Source organism: Microbacterium sp. 1154 (assembly GCF_031455375.1).
Taxonomy (GTDB): Bacteria; Actinomycetota; Actinomycetes; order Actinomycetales; family Microbacteriaceae; genus Microbacterium.
This window is the reverse complement of record NZ_JAVDSN010000003.1, coordinates 252,045-268,641: the sequence shown is the minus strand read 5'-3', so window position 1 is coordinate 268,641 and position 16,597 is coordinate 252,045. Positions and strand designations below refer to the sequence as shown.

The window sequence follows — 16,597 nt, the reverse complement described above, 5'->3', positions numbered from 1 at the left end:
GCCGTTCCTAGCGTGAGCACGTGCCCATCGAACCGCCCTCGCCCTCCCGGCCGCTCCGCGATTACGCCGCGATCGGCGACGGTCGCACGGTCGCCCTCATCGGCCTCGACGGGTCCGTCGACTGGCTGCCCCTTCCGAACATCCACTCCCGCCCGGTGTTCGCGCGCCTCGTGGACGAGTCGGCCGGCGGGTGCATCCAGCTCGCGCCCGTCGGGGAGTACGAGGTCACGCGCCGTTACATCGAGCACACCAACGTCCTCGAGACGACCTTCACCACCGAGACGGGTGTCGCCACGGTGACGGATGCCATGGTGACCGGTATCGCCGGACGCCTGCCGTGGGCGGAGCTCGCACGGCGCGTGGACGGCGTGAAGGGCGAAGTCGAGTTCGCCTGGTGCGTGCAACCCGGAACGATGCTGCGCTCGGCGGCGCCCTGGACCGAACGCATCGACGGCTTCTCGATCATGCGCATCGGTCACGTCTCGCTCGCGGTGACGGGCCACGAGCACGGGGTGCGCGGAGAGCCGGATGCCGGTGACGAGAGCATCGACGGAGGCTTCACCGCGACGAAGGGCTCGCGGCACCTGCTCGTCATCGCGGCGACCGAGGGAGAGCCGCTGCGCATCCCGCACGCGCCGAACGTCGACCGCGGCATCGACCGCACCATCGGCGGCTGGCAGATGTGGTCGGACGAGTTCTCGTACGACGGTCCGTGGGCCGACGACGTCCAGCGCAGCGCGCTGGCCCTCAAGCTCCTGCTGTTCAGCCCCACCGGGGCGATCGCCGCCGCGGCGACGACGTCTCTGCCCGAGAACCCGCGGGGTGGCAAGAACTGGGACTACCGGTTCGCCTGGGTGCGCGACCTCGCCTACACGGCCCACGCGTGGGTCGGCTTCGGCCTGCGCGAAGAGACGCACGCGGCGATCTCGTGGCTGTTGCGGACGATCCGCAAGAACGGCCCCGAGGTGCAGGTCATGTACACGCTCGACGGCGATGCCGAGATCGGACTCGAGAAGCACGAGGTCCCCGGCTGGAACGGCAACCAGCCGGTCGTCACCGGCAACCCCGCGCAGGGGCAGTTGCAGCTCGGCGTCTACGGCGATCTCATCGCCCTGTGCCGCACCTACGTCGAAGCGGGCAATCGCCTCGACATCCAGACCGGGCGTCTGCTCGCCGACGTCGCCGACCGCACCTGCGACCTCTGGCGCCGCGAGGACTCCGGCATGTGGGAGCTACCCGAGCTGCGCCACTACACCTCGTCGAAGATGGGCTGCTGGAAGGCCCTCGACGACGCGCAGTGGCTGGCCGGCGGCGGGCACATCCCCGACAACGGCGACCGCTGGCGGGCCGAGCGCGACCGCATCCACGCGTGGGTCGACGAGCGCTGCTGGTCGGAGAAGCTGCAGGCGTACACGATCGCCCCGGGCAGCGAAGACCTCGACGCATCCGTCCTCTTGCACGCCCCCACCGGGTTCGACCGCGGGGAGCGGATGTCGAAGACCCTGGATGCCGTCACCGAACGCCTCACCACCGAGAACCACCTGGTCTACCGGTACACGGGTATGGACCAGGAGGAGCAGACCTTCGTCGCGTGCGCCTTCTGGCGGGCGACCGCGCTCGCCTGCGTCGGCCGTCACGCCGAGGCCGTCGAGGCGATGGACGCGCTCGTCGCCCAGGGCAACGACGTGGGCATCTACTCCGAGATGATCGCCGAGGCCGACGGGGCGTTCTGGGGCAACCTGCCCCAGGCCCTCAGCCACCTCGCCCTCATCAACGCCGCTCTCGTCATCCGCGAACTCGTCGACGACGCCGAACTCGGCGACCGCTGATCCTCCGCCGAGGCACTTCGCCCCGGCATCCGACCCCCCTCTGAAAGGACTCGCCATGAGCACGCAGTACACGTTCACCGACCCGACCAAGCTCTACGCCGACATCGACCCGCAGTCCCAGGATCAGAAGGAGCCAGGCCTCGACGCCGAGCTCACGCCGAAAGCCGCTCTGGGTGAGGACACCTACGTCGGAAGCGAGCGGTTGAAGGGGCGCAAGGCGCTCATCACGGGTGCCGACTCGGGCATCGGCGCGGCCACCGCGATCGCCTTCGCCCGCGAGGGCGCCTCGGTCGCCATGTCGTACCTGCCGGAGGAGAAGGTGGATGCCGACCGCATCGCCGGGATCCTCCGCGAGGCGGGCGCGACCGTCGTGCAGATCCCGGGCGACCTGCGCGAGCGCGACTACGCCACGACCCTGGTGAAGGAAGCCGTCGAGGGCCTCGGCGGCCTCGACATCGTCGTCAACAACGGCGGCAAGCAGATCTTCAACGAGGACGTTACGACACTGTCGGACGAGCAGTTCGACGACACCTTCAAGACCAACGTCTACGCGATGTTCTGGATCTGCAAAGAGGCCGTGCCGCACCTCGCGCCCGGCTCCACCATCATCAACACCACGTCGATCCAGGCGTACTCGCCGGCACCGATCCTCGTCGACTACGCGTCGACGAAGTCGACCATCAACACCTTCACCAAGGCGCTCGGCCAGCAGCTCGCACCGAAGGGCATCCGCGTGAACGCCGTCGCCCCCGGGCCGATCTGGACCCCCCTGCAGGTCACCGACGGCCAGCCAGACGAGAAGGTTGACGAGTTCGGCGAAGAGACCCCGCTGGGCCGCATGGGTCAGCCCGCCGAGCTCGCCCCGGCCTACGTCTACCTCGCCTCGGCGGAGTCGAGCTACGTCATCGGCGAGACGCTGAACGTCAACGGCGGCATGCCCACGCCGTAAGCAGCACGCCAGAAGGGGCCGTCGTCCGGATTCGGGCGGCGGCCTCTTTCGGCATCCGCGGGACGTGAGAACAGGCACTCTGCGGGGAGCAGGGGCGGTTCCCCAGAGTCCCCTGTCGCCGGCTGATTCTCCTGTCCTCGAGGCGTCGCCGGAGGGTCAGCCGAGCGGTTTGCGGTAGAAGATCTCGCCGTCGGCGGTCTCTTCGGAGCGGTGGTACCCCTCCCGCTCGTACAGGCGCTGGTTGGCCTCGCTCAGCCCGCCGGTGAACAGCTCCGCCTCGGTCGCCCCGGCCTCGCGGCCGCGGTCTTCGACCGCGGCGAGCAGCAGGGTACCCAGGCCTTCGCCCTGCTGATCGGGGGCGATCGCGAGACGACCGATGAGCAGCAACTCGCCGGCGAGGCGGGCGCGGACGGCGCCGACGAGGCGACCATCCGTGACGGCGACGCACCCGAGGTTCTCGACGAGCTCCGCGCGGAGTTCGTCGAGGGTCTGCGTCAGTGGGGGCATGTCCGGATCACCGTAGATGAGTGCTTCGCCGGCGAACGCCGCGCGTTGGATCGTGAGCACCTCACCCGCATCGTCCGTGGCGATGGGGCGGATGGTGGGCGAGTCGGCCATCGGGGTCCTTTCGAGGGGTAAGGCTTTCGCCTAACTATCATGGGCAGGAGCGCACCGTCCTGACGGCGGTTGACGCCCCTTCGCATGAACGAGTTCTTCGACACGAGCGTCCGCACGAGCGACGTCGCCGAAACGCAGGCCTGGCTGCAAGCGCAGTACGGGCACGTCGACGTGCAAGCGGACCGCGGCACGTTCGCGGAGCACGCCGTCGGCGACGCCGCCTTCTCGATGCGCCGGCTGACGTGGCGATGCCGGGCCGAGGTGATCTACGAAGCGGACCGGTTCTATTTCGCGACCTCGACACCGGGATACGCGTGGACCGTCGGGCCCGAGACGGGGGAGTACAGCGTCGAGCCGGGCCTCGTCCAGCCCGGTCACGAGCTGATCGGTCGCCCCGACGATACCGATCTGCACCTGATCGCCTTCGATTCCGGCTGGCTGACCGAGACGGCACGCGCGGTCTACGGCGACGACGATCTCTCCGTCCGCTTCGCCGGTACGGGCCCCGTCTCGCGCCGCCTGCGCGACTACTGGCTCGCGACGGTGCGCTGGTCGTTCACGCAAGTGCCCCTGATGAGCGAGCCCCTCGTGCGCGCGCACGTGCGCCGCACCCTCGCGACGGCCACTCTCGAAGCGTTCCCCCTCGCGGGAGACCCGCGTGAGCGCCGGGCGTCGGCGATCGAACAGGCGTCGATCTACGCGTCCGCGACATCGTGGATCGACGATCACGCATCTCTGCCGGTCACCGTCGACGACGTCGCGCGCGCCGTGGGCGCCTCGGTCGCCGGTCTCCGGCGGGCGTTCGCCGCCAACGGGCAGCTCGCCTCGACCCCCGAGGACCACCTGGCCGCGGCGAGGCTGAGCGCCGCCCACAGCGACCTCGTCGGCGCCGACCCCACCTCGGTCACCCTCCGCGACGTCGTGGCACGGTGGGGGTTCACCGACACCGCGGCTTTCGTCGAGGCCTACCGGTCGGCCTATCGTGTGGATCCCCGCCGCACGCTCGAACGCTGACGACTCAGCGATCGCGATCGGTGTACTCGCCGGGGTCGTCGAGGTTCTCCCGCGACTCGTGTCCACCGGGCTGCTCGACGTCGGTGTAGGCGCCGGCCTCGTCGGTGCGCGGTCGCGATTCGCTGCCGTCGGGATTCTCGCGGTCGACGTACTCGCCGGCGCGGTCGGAGCTTCCACGATCCGCGGTGCCGTCGGGCAGCTGCACGTCCGTGTACTCGCCTTCGCCCGGTCCGGTCCCGTGTCCTGAGTCGTGTCCGTTGACGTCGCGCTCGCTCATGCCGCCTCCTGTGTTCGTCGGTGACCTCGACGCTAGACCGGGCGGGCCCGGCCCGCAGCGGTCTTGACACGCGTCGTGCCGCCGGACGCTCGCCCTGTCACGGCCGCCGCCCCCGTCCGACGAGCTCGTCGTTGCGGGGGCGTCGTGCGCTGCGCGGGTTAGCTCGAGAAGAGATCCCGCGCGCGAGCGGGCCGCACGGCCACGACAGCATCGAGGGCCGGTCCGATCTGCGGGTACCGGAACGAGAACCCGGCCTCCGTCAGCACGCGGGGCACCGCCCACCGGCTCTTGAGCACGAGCTCCGGCTCATTGCGCAGCACCGCCATGGCTGGATCGAGCATCCACCGGTACGCGGGCAGGCCGAAGGGGGCGCGGGCCACACGGCGCAGTTCGCGCATGAGCGTGCGATTGTCGACGACTCCGGGGGCGGAGAGGTTGACCGGCCCCGCAAGATCGTCGCGATCGCGGAGGAAACGAACGGATGCCACGACATCGTCGATGTGGATCCAGCTGAAGCGCTGCCGCCCCGACGTCCGCCGCCAGCCCGACCAGGCGGGACCCGTGGGTCGGGGCCCGATCCCGCGGTAGCGGCGGTGCGGGAACCACCAGCTGTCGATCTGGGGTCCCCCGAGACCGAGTCGCGCGAGAGCCAGCAGGATGCGCGTGGCCGGTCCGTCGCCGAACACGATCGCCATGCGCAGGGCGATACGGCGGGTGGCGGGGAGCTCTCCGGCGAACAACGCGTGTTCCCACGCGGTCGCCACATCGACCGAGAACCCCTCGCCCGTCACGCCGTCCGTCTCGTCGTTGCCGTTTTGGGTCTCGTGCCGGTAGACGGTCGCGGTCGAGGCGTTCATCCAGACGCGGGGTGGCCTCTCCGCCGTCGCGACGGCGGTGTGCAGCGCGCGGGTGGTGTCGACCCGCGAGCGGAGGATCTCGTCGCGATTCGCGTCGGTGTAGCGGCACGACACGATCTTCCCCGCGAGGTTGAGGAGCACGTCGGCTCCGTCGACGAGCCCAGCGATCGCGTCGGCGTCCCCCCACACCGCGTCTCCGGCGCGCCCCACGGTCGCGACCCGGTATCCGTCCGCGCGGAAGGCGTCGGCGAGGGCGCGGCCGACGAAGCCGCTCGCGCCGGCGATCACGACACGGGGTGGGGTCACGGCATCCTCCTGGCCTGGGTGAGTCTCAGCCTAGGGGTGGGGTCTTCGGTCGATGACACCCGTCCGGCGCGAGCCCCGCCGCCTGACACAATGAGTCCCATGCGACGACAGGCCCGGGCGACGCGCGCAGCGCGCGGTGCGGCCGCGGCATCCGTCGCCACCTTCGTCGCTCTGCTCTCTCACGTCAGCGGCGGGGGCGAGATTCCCGGCCTGTTCGGTTTCGCGGTGCCGCTCGCCCTGTCGTTCGTGGTGTGTACGGCGCTCGCGGGTCGCCGCCTGTCGACCTTGCGCTTGGCTGCAGCCGTCGCCGTGAGCCAGGTGCTGTTCCACACGCTGTTCGTCCTCGGCAGCTACGACCTCGCCGCTGCGGCGCACGTCCACGGTTCTGCGCTGCCCGTGCTCGCGGGCGCGGCTGCTCCGGTGATGACCCCGGATGCCGCGATGTGGCTCGGCCACGCGGCCGCCGCCGTCGTCACCACCGTCGCCCTGGACCGGGGCGAGCGTACCCTCGCGGCCCTGAGGGTGCTCGCGGAGCGCAGCGTCGCGTGGCTGCGCGCCAGGGTGCGCGTCGTGCTGACGCTCCCCGTCATGCCGTCCGTGCGGCGGAGTGCCCCCGCCGTCGTCACGGCGGTGCGCCCCATCTCGGCTCTCGTGGTCTCGTCCGCGCACCGGCGCGGCCCTCCGCTGCTCGCCTCCTGAGTCTCGCTCCGCCCGTCCGTGCGACGGCGGGGCCATCGACCGTTGCTTCGGATTCGCGCCGGAGCAGCGCGATCATCGACGCGTCTCGGACGCGTCCCTCACCCTTCCGGCCGACGTCGGCGCCCCGCATCGAGGGGGCGACCTTCGTCGGCGACGACGTCCGCCGCGGCGGACGCCTTACTCGGGCGCATCCTGTGCCCGGAAAGAGAACACCATGTTCCTCACTCCTCCCTTCTCGCCGCGTGCGGGTGCGGCGCTGACCGGAGCCCGCGCATGACCGCCGTCGGCTCCGGGCCTCAGGCCCCGGCATCCCCTTCCGCTCCCTCTCGGGAATCGACGTCGCGCGGATGGTTCACCGCGCTGCTGCGGCGCCTGCACTTCTTCGCGGGGCTGCTGGTGGGCCCGTTCATCCTCGTCGCGGCAGTGAGCGGAGCGCTCTACGCGATCACCCCGACCCTCGAGAGCACGGTCTACGCCCACGAGCTGACCGCCTCCTCGACGGCGTCGGCGGTGCCGCTGGCCCGACAGGTCGAGGCCGCGGAGCAGTACGTCGGAGGGAACGCGACCCCCGTCGCCGTGCGTCCGGCGCCCGAGGCCGGAGCCACCACCCGCGTGATGTTCGCCGACGAGGCCCTTCCCGAGAGCACCACCCGGGCGATCTTCGTCGACCCCGCAACCACCGAGATCCGCGGCGACCTGCCGGCCTACGGCACGAGCGGCGCCCTGCCTCTGCGGCACTGGCTCAGCGACCTGCACCGCTCGCTCCACCTCGGCGATGTCGGGCGCTGGTACAGCGAGCTCGCGGCGTCGTGGCTCGGGATCGTGGCGCTGGCCGGACTGGGTCTCTGGATCGGCCGCTTCGTGCGCAGCCGTCGGGGGCGCCGCGACCTGCTGCGGCCGAACAGACGGCACACGGGCTACCGGCGTCTGTCGGGCTGGCACTCCGCCGTGGGCATCTGGGTCGTGATCGGGGCGCTGTTCCTGTCGGCCACGGGCATCACGTGGTCGACGTTCGCGGGCGCGAACGTGTCCGACCTGCGGGCCCTCGTCGGTGGGGGAACGCCCTCGCTGACGACCACTCTCGACGGGCAGGCTGCGGCGGGCGGCGAACACGCCCACCACGGCGGGGCGCACTCCTCGAGCGCGCCGACCGTCGACCCGGCGAGCTTCGACGCCGTATGGGCCGTGGCCCGCGACGTGAACGTGGACTCCGGCGACCTCGAGATCCGTCCCCCCGCGGCCGCGGGGAAGGCGTGGGTCGTGCAGGAGATCCACCGCAGCTTCCCGACCGAGGTCGACGCCGTGGCGATCGACGGATCCACCCTGCGGGTGACGGACCGGGTGGATTTCGCCGATTACCCGCTGCTGGCGAAGCTGTCGCGCTGGGGCGTCGATCTGCACATGGGCACGATGTTCGGCCTCGCGAACCAGCTCGTCCTGTTCGTGCTCGCGATCGGCATCGCCGCGCTCGTCGTGCTCGGGTACGCGATGTGGTGGAAGCGCCGTCCGATCGGCGCCGTCGGGTCGCCCGCGCGCGGCGTGCTGCGCCACGCCCCGTGGTGGGGGATCGGGGCCGTGCTCGTCGCCGCGGTCGCGATCGGTCTGGTGCTGCCCCTGGTCGGGTACACGCTGGCGGTGTTCGTCGCCGTCGACGTGGTGCTCGGATGGCGCGACCGAAGCCGCCGGATCAGGGGCTGAGGAGGGCGGCGGCGTATCTCCCTCCGACGAGGGAGGCGCCCGGGTCGCGGCGTCCGTACCGTGGGAACTCCCCCCGGAAGGACATCCCGTGACTCTCGCCCGTCGCCTCGCCGCCGCCCTCTCCTTCGCCGCCGTCGCGGCGCTCACCGCCTGCGCGAGCGCCGCGCCGGACACCCCGGAGAGCCCCACGGCATCCGTTGACGTTCCGAACACCCCCGTCGGACAGCGCGTGTCGTGGATCATCGACACGCTGGAGGGCGAGGCGGACACCACACCGGGGGAGTGGGCGAGTGTCCTGCACGAGAGCTTCCTCGCGCAGGTGCCGGCTGAGCAGGTCGCCGAGCTCGTCAACCGTCAGCTGCGGCCGGCCGCCCCGTTCACCGTCACGGCCTACCAGGGCACCGAGACCGAGGCCGTGGCGACCCTCGCGGGCGCCCTCGGCGACCCTTTCGATCTCTCGCTCACCATCGACGGCGCGAGCCGTATCACGGGGATGGTCTTCGGACCCGTGGCGCCGCCGTGGACGCCCTCGACCTCTCTCGACGAGGTCGAGCAGCGTCTCGCCGATCTGCCCGGCGAGGTCAGTGCCCTCGTGCTCCGCGGTGACGACGAGGCGCTCGCCGTCGACGCGAATCGCCTGGCCCCGCTCGCCTCGGCGTTCAAGCTGTACGTGCTCCTCGCGGTGGCGGATGCCGTGGCCTCCGGCGACCTGTCGTGGGACGAGACCCTCGTCCTCCGCGACGAGGACCGGAGTCTGCCATCGGGCGAACTGCAGACCGCGCCCACCGGGACCGAGGTCTCGGTGCGGGACGCCGCCTCGGCGATGATCCGCATCAGCGACAACACCGCCACCGACCTGCTCATCACGCGTCTCGGGCGCGAGCGCGTCGAGGCGGCGGTCATCCGCTCGGGCCACAGCGCCCCGGAGGTGCTCTCGCCCTTCTTCTCGACCAAGGAACTGTTCACCCTCGGCTGGGGCGATGCCTCTGTGCGCGCCGAGTGGACCGCGGCCGACGACGCGGGCAAGCGCGCGCTGCTCGACCGGATCGACGCGGCTCCCCTCGCCGTCGAGGCGGCCGACGTCACGACCCCCGTCTGGCAGGACGGATTCGACTGGTTCGCCAGTGCGAACGACCTCGCCGCCGTGCACCGTGCGCTGCAGCAGACCCAGGATGCCGAGGTGCTCGGCATCCTGAGCGAGAATCCCGGACAGGGGCTCGATCTCGGGTCGTGGCCGTACGCCGCGTTCAAGGGCGGGTCGAGCCGGGGTGTGCTGACGGGCAGCTGGTTCGTGCGCGACGACGCGGGCGAGGCGACGGTGGTGTGGCTGATGTCGGACGGCGACGCCCAAGCGGTCGCCGCCGCGATGAGCGACTTCTTCCACCTGGCCCAGGACGCCCTGCGTCTGGCCCACTGAAAAAGATCCGCGCACCCGGGAAGACCCCCGGGTGCGCGGATCTTCGCGACGCGCGTCAGGCGTCGTCGGGGTCGGGCAGGCTCTGCGCGATCTTGCTCGAGGCGGCCGAGTCGCGGCCGACGCCGGGCTGGAACGCGGCGATCGGGTCGTCGCCGTCGACGTGCGGCTCACCGCCGTCCGCGGCGGGCGGCGGCGAGGCGGGGGTACGGATCGCCTCGTCCGCACCCTCGTCGTGGGGGTCACGGTCGGGGCGCCCGGTGTCCTCGGTGTGTCGCGAGGTCGATCCGACCTCTCCGCGGGCATCGTCGGTACCGCGCTCGGTCAGCCCGTCGGCGGCGCGCGTGCCCACACCGGGCAGGTCGTTCTGGCTCGAGATGCCCTGGAGGCGGGCCTCGTCGTCGGGATCGACGCGGGCGGTGCCCACGGCACCGGAGTCCGCGCCGGCGGCACCGGCGGGCACATCGGCGGCGAGGCCGTCGGATTCGGGGACGAGGTTCTCTTCGTCGGCTCCGGGGAGTCGGTCGGCGGGGATGTCCATGGTGTTCCTTCCGTGGGTGTGTCGCCACGCTAGGCGCGCGGTTCCCGCGGCCGGACGGGGTTGACGCGGCCCGCGAGGGCGGAGGGGCTGGCTAGGCTCGGATCACGCCTCGAAAGGAAACCGCAATGCAGCAGCGCCCTCTCTCCCGAACCGGCCGTCAGGTCTCGGCCGTCGGTCTCGGCACCTGGCAGCTCGGAGCCGACTGGGGTGACGTCAGCGAAGACGACGCACGCGCCGTCCTGGCGGCCTCGGCCGACGCCGGCGTGACCCTGTTCGACACCGCCGACGTCTACGGAGACGGTCGGTCGGAGCAGATCATCGGAACATTCCTGAAGGATCGGGATGCCGACGACATCACCGTGGCGACCAAGATGGGCCGCCGCGAAGACCAGGTTCCCGAGAACTACGTCATGGAGAACTTCCGCGGCTGGCTCGATCGTTCGCGGCGGCTGCTCGACACCGAGACGCTCGACCTCGTGCAGCTGCACTGCCCGCCGTCGGCGGTCATCGACGACGACGCCACCTGGGAGGCCCTCGACCAGCTCGTGTCGGAGGGCGTGATCGCCGCCTACGGCGCCTCGGTCGAGACGATGGACCAGGCGCTCTCGGCTCTGCAGCGGCCGAACCTCACCAACCTGCAGATCATCTTCAACCCGTTCCGTCTCAAGCCCCTCGACGAGGTGCTGCCGCTCGCGGCCGAGAAGAACGTCGCGGTGTTCGCGCGCGTGCCGCTGGCCAGCGGACTGCTGTCGGGGAAGTACACCCGCTCCACCACGTTCGACGAGAACGACCACCGCACCTACAACCGCAACGGAGAGGCCTTCGACAAGGGCGAGACGTTCTCGGGCGTGCCCTTCGACGAGGGCGTCGCGGCGGCCGACGAGCTCAAGGCGTCGCTGCCCGAGGGCGTCAACCTGCCGGCCGCCACGCTGGCGTGGATCGCCTCGCGCGAGGGTGTCACCTCGGTGATCCCGGGGGCGCGCTCGGTCGGTCAGGCGACGGCCAACGCCCAAGCGGCGGAACTGCTCGACGGGGGCTTCGACCTCGGCGCGTTCGACACCCTGGTGCGCGACGTGTATGACCGGCGTCTGCGGGCGGAGATCCACCCGCAGTGGTGACCCGCGCATGACGAAAGCCGGGCCCGTCCATCACGGACGGGCCCGGCTTTCTCATCGCTCGACGTCAGCTGACGTCGCCGCGCCAGGCGCCGGACTCGGCACCGCGCGACTCGATGTACTCCTTGAAGTTGTCGAGGTCCTTCTTGACCGAGTGGTCGTCGGCGCCGAAGGCGGCACCGAGCTTCTCGAGGACACCGGTGGGCGCCCAGTCGATCTGGACGGTGACGCGCGTCTCGTCGTCGGAGAGGCGGTGGAAGGTGACGACGCCCGCGTGGTTCTCGTCGCCGCCCACGCTGTTCCACGCGACACGCTCGTCGGGGTGCTGCTCGGTGATCTCGGCGTCGAACTCGCGCTCGGCACCGGCGATCTTCACCTTCCAGTGCGTGAGGGTGTCGCTCTTCTGCGTGATGGACTCGACGAAGCTCATGAAGTGCGGGAACTCCTCGAACTGCGTCCACTGGTTGTACGCGACGCGGACGGGAACGTTGACGTCGATGGTTTCGATGACCTGTGCCATGGTGTCCTCTTTTCGTGTGGCTTCCGGGGCTTCCCCCAGTCTTCGACCGATGCCGCCGACGGGCCCCCGGGGTTGAGGGATCGGCGTTCGTGCCCTATACGCGTGGGGAGGCCGTCACGCCCGCCCGCGCAGGATCAGGTGCCAGTACACCCACGGCAGGATGCGGCGATCGGCGATCCACGACAGGCGCCGTTCGCGGTACAGAGAGCGCCAGAACGGCACCGTCGGCTGCAGCCGGCCCTTCCGGTCGAACTCGGCGAACACCACGGTGCCGCGCGAGACGGTGAAGGGGACGACGCTGTAGCCGTTGTATTTCGCCGAGGGCGTACGCCCGGCCATCGCGGCCTTCATGTTCTTCACGAGCGCCTTCGCCTGCTGCCGGATCGCCCCGCCCGAGCGCCGCGTGGCCACCGTGGCGGCATCGCCCACGGCCCAGATCTGCGGGTGGCGGGTGTGCTGGAACGTCTCGGGGTCGACGTCGACGAATCCGTGCGGGTCGTCGGGCGCGGCGAGACCACTGCCCGCGATCCACTCGGGGGCCCGCTGCGGGGGGACCGCATGCAGCACGTCGTACGCCAGCGTCTCTTCGGCGTCGCCTCGACCGATCACGAGCGTGCGGGAGTCGGCATCCACTCGCCTGACGTCCCGGCTGTAGCGCACCTCGATGCCGTACTCGTCGATCTTGCGGCGGAGTTCGTCGTCGATGGCCGGGATGCCGAAGGGCACCGGATCCGGGCACACGAACACGACGCGGATGTCGTCGAGCACCCCGATCGCCCGCCACCAGTCGCACGCGAGGTACATCGGCTTCTGGGCCGCGGCCCCGCACGAGGCGGGCTCGGGCGGCTGCGTGAAGACGACCGTGCCGGAGCGTAGGTCGCGGAGCACCGGCGAGGCTTTCGCGGCGAGCTCGTAGTCGTAGTTCGAGATGCCGGTCGGGGCGGCCATGGCCTCGGGCAGTCCCGGGATCTGCTCCCACGCCATCCGCATCCCGGCGCACACCACGAGCTGGTCGTAGTCGATCCGCCCGCCCGAGACCAGGTGCACACGTTGGGTCTCGGCATCCACCGTGAAGGCTTCGTCGCGCAGCCACCGCACCCCCGGAGGGGTGACGTCGGCCTGGGCGCGCGCGGCCTCGGACGCTCGGGCCGCACCGCCGGCGATGTGCGATTGGAGGGGCGCGAACACGTGGGACGTGCGCGGTTCGATCACGGTGATGTCGCCGAGGCGCGCGCGGTGCAGGCGCCCGGCGACGGACAGGCCGGCGTTTCCGCCGCCGATCACGACGATGCGCGGGGAGTCGGTCATGGGGGATCCTCTCGTCCCCCTCACGGTGCGGCCTCGCGCGGCTCCTGGACAGCGGCTTGACACCGCCGGTCGCACAGTCGAGGAGTCAGGCGTAGGACTCCGGCGGGGCCGCCTCTTCGGAGGGCTCGGGCACGACGTACAGCCCGGTGGGCGAGTTCGCCGTGGACATGAGGGCTTCGAGCCATGCCCGGTTCAGGGCGGGGGGACGCCCGCCGTTGTACTTGAAGACGAGGTTCGCCCGGGGGTGCATCCAGACCGAGGTGCGGCCGCCTCCCGTGCTGATGTCGTCCTTCCAGACGAAGTAGAACGGCTCGCCGCGACGGAGCTTGTTTCCCACGACGACCTGCAGGTGTGCGAGGAGGCGGTCTTCGAACTCGTTGCGAACGCCGCTCTCGTAGATGAACTTGCCCACGTAGTCCTCCCTGGGGCGTCGTGCCCGCTTCGCTTTTCACTGTGCATTCGCTGTGCGCGTCGGAGCCTCTCGCGGGACGCCGCGCGCAACGACGAGACCGAAGGCGTTACCGCATCAGAACATGCGCACCACCTGCGCGGGGTTCTGGCCGTAGTGCTCGCGGTGGTAGCGCGCGAAGCGCGAGGCGCTCGAGAATCCCCAGCGGCGTGCGACTTCGGCGATCGACACGGGGTCGCCCGATCGCAGCTCCTCGTGGGCGCCCACCAAGCGGACCAGCCGCAGGTACTCCATGGGGGTCGTGTCGAGTGCGCGGCGGAACGCGTGCTGCAGTCCGCGGGACGAGATCCCGGATGCCACGGCGATGTCCTCGAGCGTCAGGGGCTCCCGTGCGTTCGCCTCGATGAGGGCGATCGCGCGGCGGACGGTGCGCGGTGCGGCGCTACGCTGGTGGGCGCGCTGCACAGCGTCGACGTATGGCGTGTGGAAGCTCGAGAGCGTCGCCATGAGCGCGTGCCGCTGCAGTTCGGCGGACAGGATCGGGTCGTCGTGCGTGGCGTCCAGCGACGCGGAGACGTGCGCGAAGCTGCGCTCCCACTGCGTCGCGGCGGTCCGGTCGCGCGCGAGGGGATCGAGCCGTCGCAGGACCAGGCGATCGTCACCGGAGACGATGCGGGCGACGCGCTCGGCGTCGCTGCGATCGAAGACGAACGCCCTCACGCGGGCGGATCCGGTCCAGTTCGCTTCGATCCCCCCATCGGCCCCGAGCCACGGGCGGCGCGGGTCGAGGCTGCGCCCCTCGGCTTCGATGCGGATGTCGTCGCCGATCATGCGACACGCCATGATCTGGTCGTCCATGTAGAGGGAAGAGCGGACGGATGCCGTCAGCTCCCACGCCACGACCGAGAGCCCCGGCAGCCCGACCGAGTCCCACGAGAACGCCACCTGGCGGGGGTCGACGCGTTCGAGTCGTGCGCTGGGCACGAACTGCTGCCAGACGCGCTCGACGTCGTCGACTCCGCGCGAGCGGACCGTCATCCTGTCAGCCATGGTGTTCCTTCCGCCGCGGAGAGGGGCGGCCCTTCCGGCGGTCCCCGTACGAAGGCGGGGACGTGCGTGTCAAGGGGCGGGGCGGAGAGTCGCGCGCCCCGTTGGATGAGGGGACCGCTGATCCCGGCGGTGACGCGCGTCCCACGAAAGGACCCCCCATGAGCGACGCTTCGATCGACCCGACCCCCGACGCGACGACCCCGGCCGCCGACGTGGGCGTCGCGGGCGTGCAGCCCCTGCGCGACGGCGACACCTCCATCGAGCCCGACCCCGCGCTCGACCCCGCCCAGGCGGAGTGGGACGCGACGACCGCTCTCGACGAGGGTGCGGACCCGGCAGACATCAACCCGGCGACGGCGACGGGCGCCGACCCCGCGGAGATCCCGGCCGACGACAGCGACATCCCGCTCGAGGACATCCACCCCGAGTCGACCGGCACCGACTCCCAGGGGGAGGACCCCGGTGTGGTCGAGCTCGGCGAAGAGGGCCAGGGCGATCTCGCGCCCGAGGATCTCTGACACCTTCGCGCTGCCCCGGGCCCGTTCACGGGGGCCGGGGCATCGCGCTGCCCGGGCTGCGCGCGGGTTCCCTCATCGCGGTGCGTGTGGGGGAGGCGGAACTTTCCGAGCACCCTGAGCATGCGGAACGCGATCTCGCTTCGGTGGGCACGGCAGCGCACGCCCCGGCGGGGCGTCGTGGTCGGCGGCATCACTCGTCGGTGCGGAAGCCGGCCGCCTTGTGGGTGCCGTCGCAGTAGGGCTTGATCGTCGACAGGCCGCAGCGGCAGAGCGCGACCGTGCGACGGGTGCGGGGCACGCGGTGGCCGTCGGCATCGAGGATGTCAGCGTCTCCGCGTACCAGCAGGGGGCCGTCGGTGTAGGCGGTGACAGTCACCCGTTCGCCGGTCATCGCGCGTCCTCTGCGCGCAGAGATGACTCTTCGCGCGACCACGCGTCGAGCATGTGGCGCCCGACGCGGTCGTCGACCTCGAGGCACGCGGCGGCGCCGAACACGATGTCGGCGAGCAATTCGGGGTGGTCTTCGGCGAGGGCGCCGGCGAGGTCGCGCCCCGCGATCTGCTCGTGCACGGCGTCGGCTTCGACGTGCTCGTCGAAGTACTCGCACACGTCGTCTCCGAAGCCCAGGCGACGCAGTCCCTCGGCGTACATGCGATTGGGGATCGACGAGGTCATCTCGAAGGCGGCGAGGTGGCCCACGATCGCGCCGAGAAGGCGCCGATTGAGGCCGAACATCGACATCGTGTTGTGCGAGGCGAGGGTGACGGCGGGCACATCGTCGATATAGGCGCCGTAGGCGTCGCTGAGCCCCGCGCCGCGAACGGCTCGGGCGAACAGGGTCGCGTGCACGCGGTCGGGGCGACCGCCGCCGTACTCGTCGGACTGGATCTCGACGAGCGCCGCCTTCGGCCGCCCGGTCAGGCGGGGGATCGCCCAGGAGTGCGGGTCGGCCTCGCGCAGGGTGTAGACGGTCCGCTGCACGAGGAACTCGTGCGCCTGATCGAGGGTCGCCTTGCGCGCGAGGTACCGCGAGAGGCTCGGGCCCCCGTCCGCGCCGGTCAGGTCGAAGAGGGCGCGGGCCACGGCATCCGCTGTCGGGGACGGCAGCTCGGGAACCGTGACCGAGTTCCGCAGCGATCGCTCGAACGCTGTCTCGATCACCCTGCGGGTGGCGATGAGCGAGGGGTCCCATTCGAGATCGGCGAGGAACGCCGGGAAGGCGCCGTACGCCGATGCGTATAGGGCGAACAGGGCGAGCTGCAGGTCGTCGTCACGCTCGATGTCGACGGATGCCAAGACCGCGCGGTCGGCGAGCGCGGTGTGGGCGGTGGCGGTGCCGTCCACCAGGTGGGCGAGGACCGCGGCGCTCACGGGGCCTCGCGGGCGGAAGGGGAGGGCGGCGACGTCGTCGTCGTCGAGGAGCGGAGGGTGGGGCGAGGACAGGGTGGGGGGCACGCTCGGCACTGTGCGGCGTC

18 protein-coding genes are annotated in these 16,597 nt (G+C 71.2%); 8 read left to right on the top strand and 10 right to left on the bottom strand.

The annotated features are described in order from the left end of the window. The first annotated feature begins 20 nt into the window (after positions 1-20). The gene (locus tag J2X55_RS13000) at positions 21-1,829 is read left to right on the top strand and encodes a glycoside hydrolase family 15 protein (RefSeq protein ID WP_220338173.1); all 1,809 of its coding nucleotides are present in this window, start codon (positions 21-23) and stop codon (positions 1,827-1,829) included. A gap of 55 nt (positions 1,830-1,884) precedes the next feature. Continuing rightward, complete coding sequence (locus J2X55_RS12995; protein WP_309823905.1) at positions 1,885-2,778, top strand: SDR family oxidoreductase; 894 nt, start codon at positions 1,885-1,887, stop codon at positions 2,776-2,778. A 156-nt stretch (positions 2,779-2,934) separates the two neighbouring features. Here the strand turns inward: J2X55_RS12995 and J2X55_RS12990 are convergent, their stop codons facing one another. Beyond that, entirely contained in the window at positions 2,935-3,396 is a 462-nt protein-coding gene (locus tag J2X55_RS12990) for a GNAT family N-acetyltransferase (protein WP_115919345.1), read from the bottom strand. An 84-nt stretch (positions 3,397-3,480) separates the two neighbouring features. On the opposite strand from J2X55_RS12990, the gene J2X55_RS12985 reads away from it, so the two are divergent. Continuing rightward, positions 3,481-4,410, top strand: coding sequence for an AraC family transcriptional regulator (locus J2X55_RS12985; RefSeq protein WP_309823902.1), 930 nt, complete (start codon positions 3,481-3,483; stop codon positions 4,408-4,410). A 4-nt stretch (positions 4,411-4,414) separates the two neighbouring features. Here the strand turns inward: J2X55_RS12985 and J2X55_RS12980 are convergent, their stop codons facing one another. Both J2X55_RS12980 and J2X55_RS12975 read right to left on the bottom strand, forming a co-directional pair. Beyond that, complete coding sequence (locus tag J2X55_RS12980; protein WP_115919341.1) at positions 4,415-4,687, bottom strand: hypothetical protein; 273 nt, start codon at positions 4,685-4,687, stop codon at positions 4,415-4,417. 158 nt (positions 4,688-4,845) lie between these two features. Then, on the bottom strand, positions 4,846-5,850 hold the full coding sequence (locus J2X55_RS12975) for a DUF1731 domain-containing protein (protein WP_309823900.1): 1,005 nt from the start codon (positions 5,848-5,850) through the stop codon (positions 4,846-4,848). Positions 5,851-5,949: 99 nt separating this feature from the next. Between J2X55_RS12975 and J2X55_RS12970 the strand changes: the two genes are divergently transcribed. The 3 genes from J2X55_RS12970 to J2X55_RS12960 all read left to right on the top strand — a co-directional run bounded on the left by J2X55_RS12970 (position 5,950) and on the right by J2X55_RS12960 (position 9,664). Beyond that, entirely contained in the window at positions 5,950-6,549 is a 600-nt protein-coding gene (locus J2X55_RS12970) for a hypothetical protein (RefSeq protein ID WP_309823898.1), read from the top strand. 273 nt (positions 6,550-6,822) lie between these two features. Next, positions 6,823-8,247: a PepSY domain-containing protein gene (locus J2X55_RS12965; RefSeq protein ID WP_309823896.1), complete on the top strand. Its 1,425-nt coding sequence runs from the start codon at positions 6,823-6,825 to the stop codon at positions 8,245-8,247. Between the two features lie 88 nt (positions 8,248-8,335). Then, a complete protein-coding gene (locus tag J2X55_RS12960; protein WP_309823894.1) occupies positions 8,336-9,664 on the top strand; it encodes a Cpe/LpqF family protein in 1,329 nt (442 codons plus the stop codon). A 55-nt stretch (positions 9,665-9,719) separates the two neighbouring features. Here J2X55_RS12960 and J2X55_RS12955 read toward each other — a convergent pair whose 3' ends face one another. Then, the gene (locus tag J2X55_RS12955) at positions 9,720-10,202 is read right to left on the bottom strand and encodes a hypothetical protein (protein WP_210112105.1); all 483 of its coding nucleotides are present in this window, start codon (positions 10,200-10,202) and stop codon (positions 9,720-9,722) included. 125 nt (positions 10,203-10,327) lie between these two features. Between J2X55_RS12955 and J2X55_RS12950 the strand changes: the two genes are divergently transcribed. Continuing rightward, positions 10,328-11,320 (top strand): aldo/keto reductase, encoded by a 993-nt coding sequence (locus tag J2X55_RS12950; protein ID WP_309823892.1) that lies wholly within the window; start codon positions 10,328-10,330, stop codon positions 11,318-11,320. Between the two features lie 64 nt (positions 11,321-11,384). Here the strand turns inward: J2X55_RS12950 and J2X55_RS12945 are convergent, their stop codons facing one another. The 4 genes from J2X55_RS12945 to J2X55_RS12930 form a co-directional block, all read right to left on the bottom strand. Then, positions 11,385-11,837 carry an SRPBCC family protein gene (locus J2X55_RS12945; protein ID WP_115919327.1) on the bottom strand — a complete coding sequence of 151 codons (453 nt, stop codon included), beginning with the start codon at positions 11,835-11,837 and terminating at the stop codon, positions 11,385-11,387. 114 nt (positions 11,838-11,951) lie between these two features. Continuing rightward, a complete protein-coding gene (locus J2X55_RS12940; RefSeq protein ID WP_115919325.1) occupies positions 11,952-13,145 on the bottom strand; it encodes an FAD-dependent oxidoreductase in 1,194 nt (397 codons plus the stop codon). Positions 13,146-13,230: 85 nt separating this feature from the next. Next, a complete protein-coding gene (locus tag J2X55_RS12935; RefSeq protein ID WP_115919323.1) occupies positions 13,231-13,557 on the bottom strand; it encodes an ATP-dependent DNA ligase in 327 nt (108 codons plus the stop codon). Between the two features lie 114 nt (positions 13,558-13,671). Beyond that, on the bottom strand, positions 13,672-14,604 hold the full coding sequence (locus J2X55_RS12930) for a helix-turn-helix transcriptional regulator (protein ID WP_309823888.1): 933 nt from the start codon (positions 14,602-14,604) through the stop codon (positions 13,672-13,674). Positions 14,605-14,762: 158 nt separating this feature from the next. Between J2X55_RS12930 and J2X55_RS12925 the strand changes: the two genes are divergently transcribed. Next, entirely contained in the window at positions 14,763-15,122 is a 360-nt protein-coding gene (locus tag J2X55_RS12925) for a sugar ABC transporter ATPase (RefSeq protein ID WP_115919319.1), read from the top strand. Positions 15,123-15,312: 190 nt separating this feature from the next. Here J2X55_RS12925 and J2X55_RS12920 read toward each other — a convergent pair whose 3' ends face one another. Both J2X55_RS12920 and J2X55_RS12915 read right to left on the bottom strand, forming a co-directional pair. Next, positions 15,313-15,513, bottom strand: a complete 201-nt coding sequence (locus J2X55_RS12920) for a CDGSH iron-sulfur domain-containing protein (protein ID WP_309823886.1) — start codon at positions 15,511-15,513, stop codon at positions 15,313-15,315. After that, the gene (locus J2X55_RS12915; RefSeq protein WP_396653265.1) at positions 15,510-16,493 is read right to left on the bottom strand and encodes an iron-containing redox enzyme family protein; all 984 of its coding nucleotides are present in this window, start codon (positions 16,491-16,493) and stop codon (positions 15,510-15,512) included. The genes J2X55_RS12920 and J2X55_RS12915 overlap by 4 nt, the downstream gene beginning before the upstream one ends. Positions 16,494-16,597: the final 104 nt, after the last annotated feature.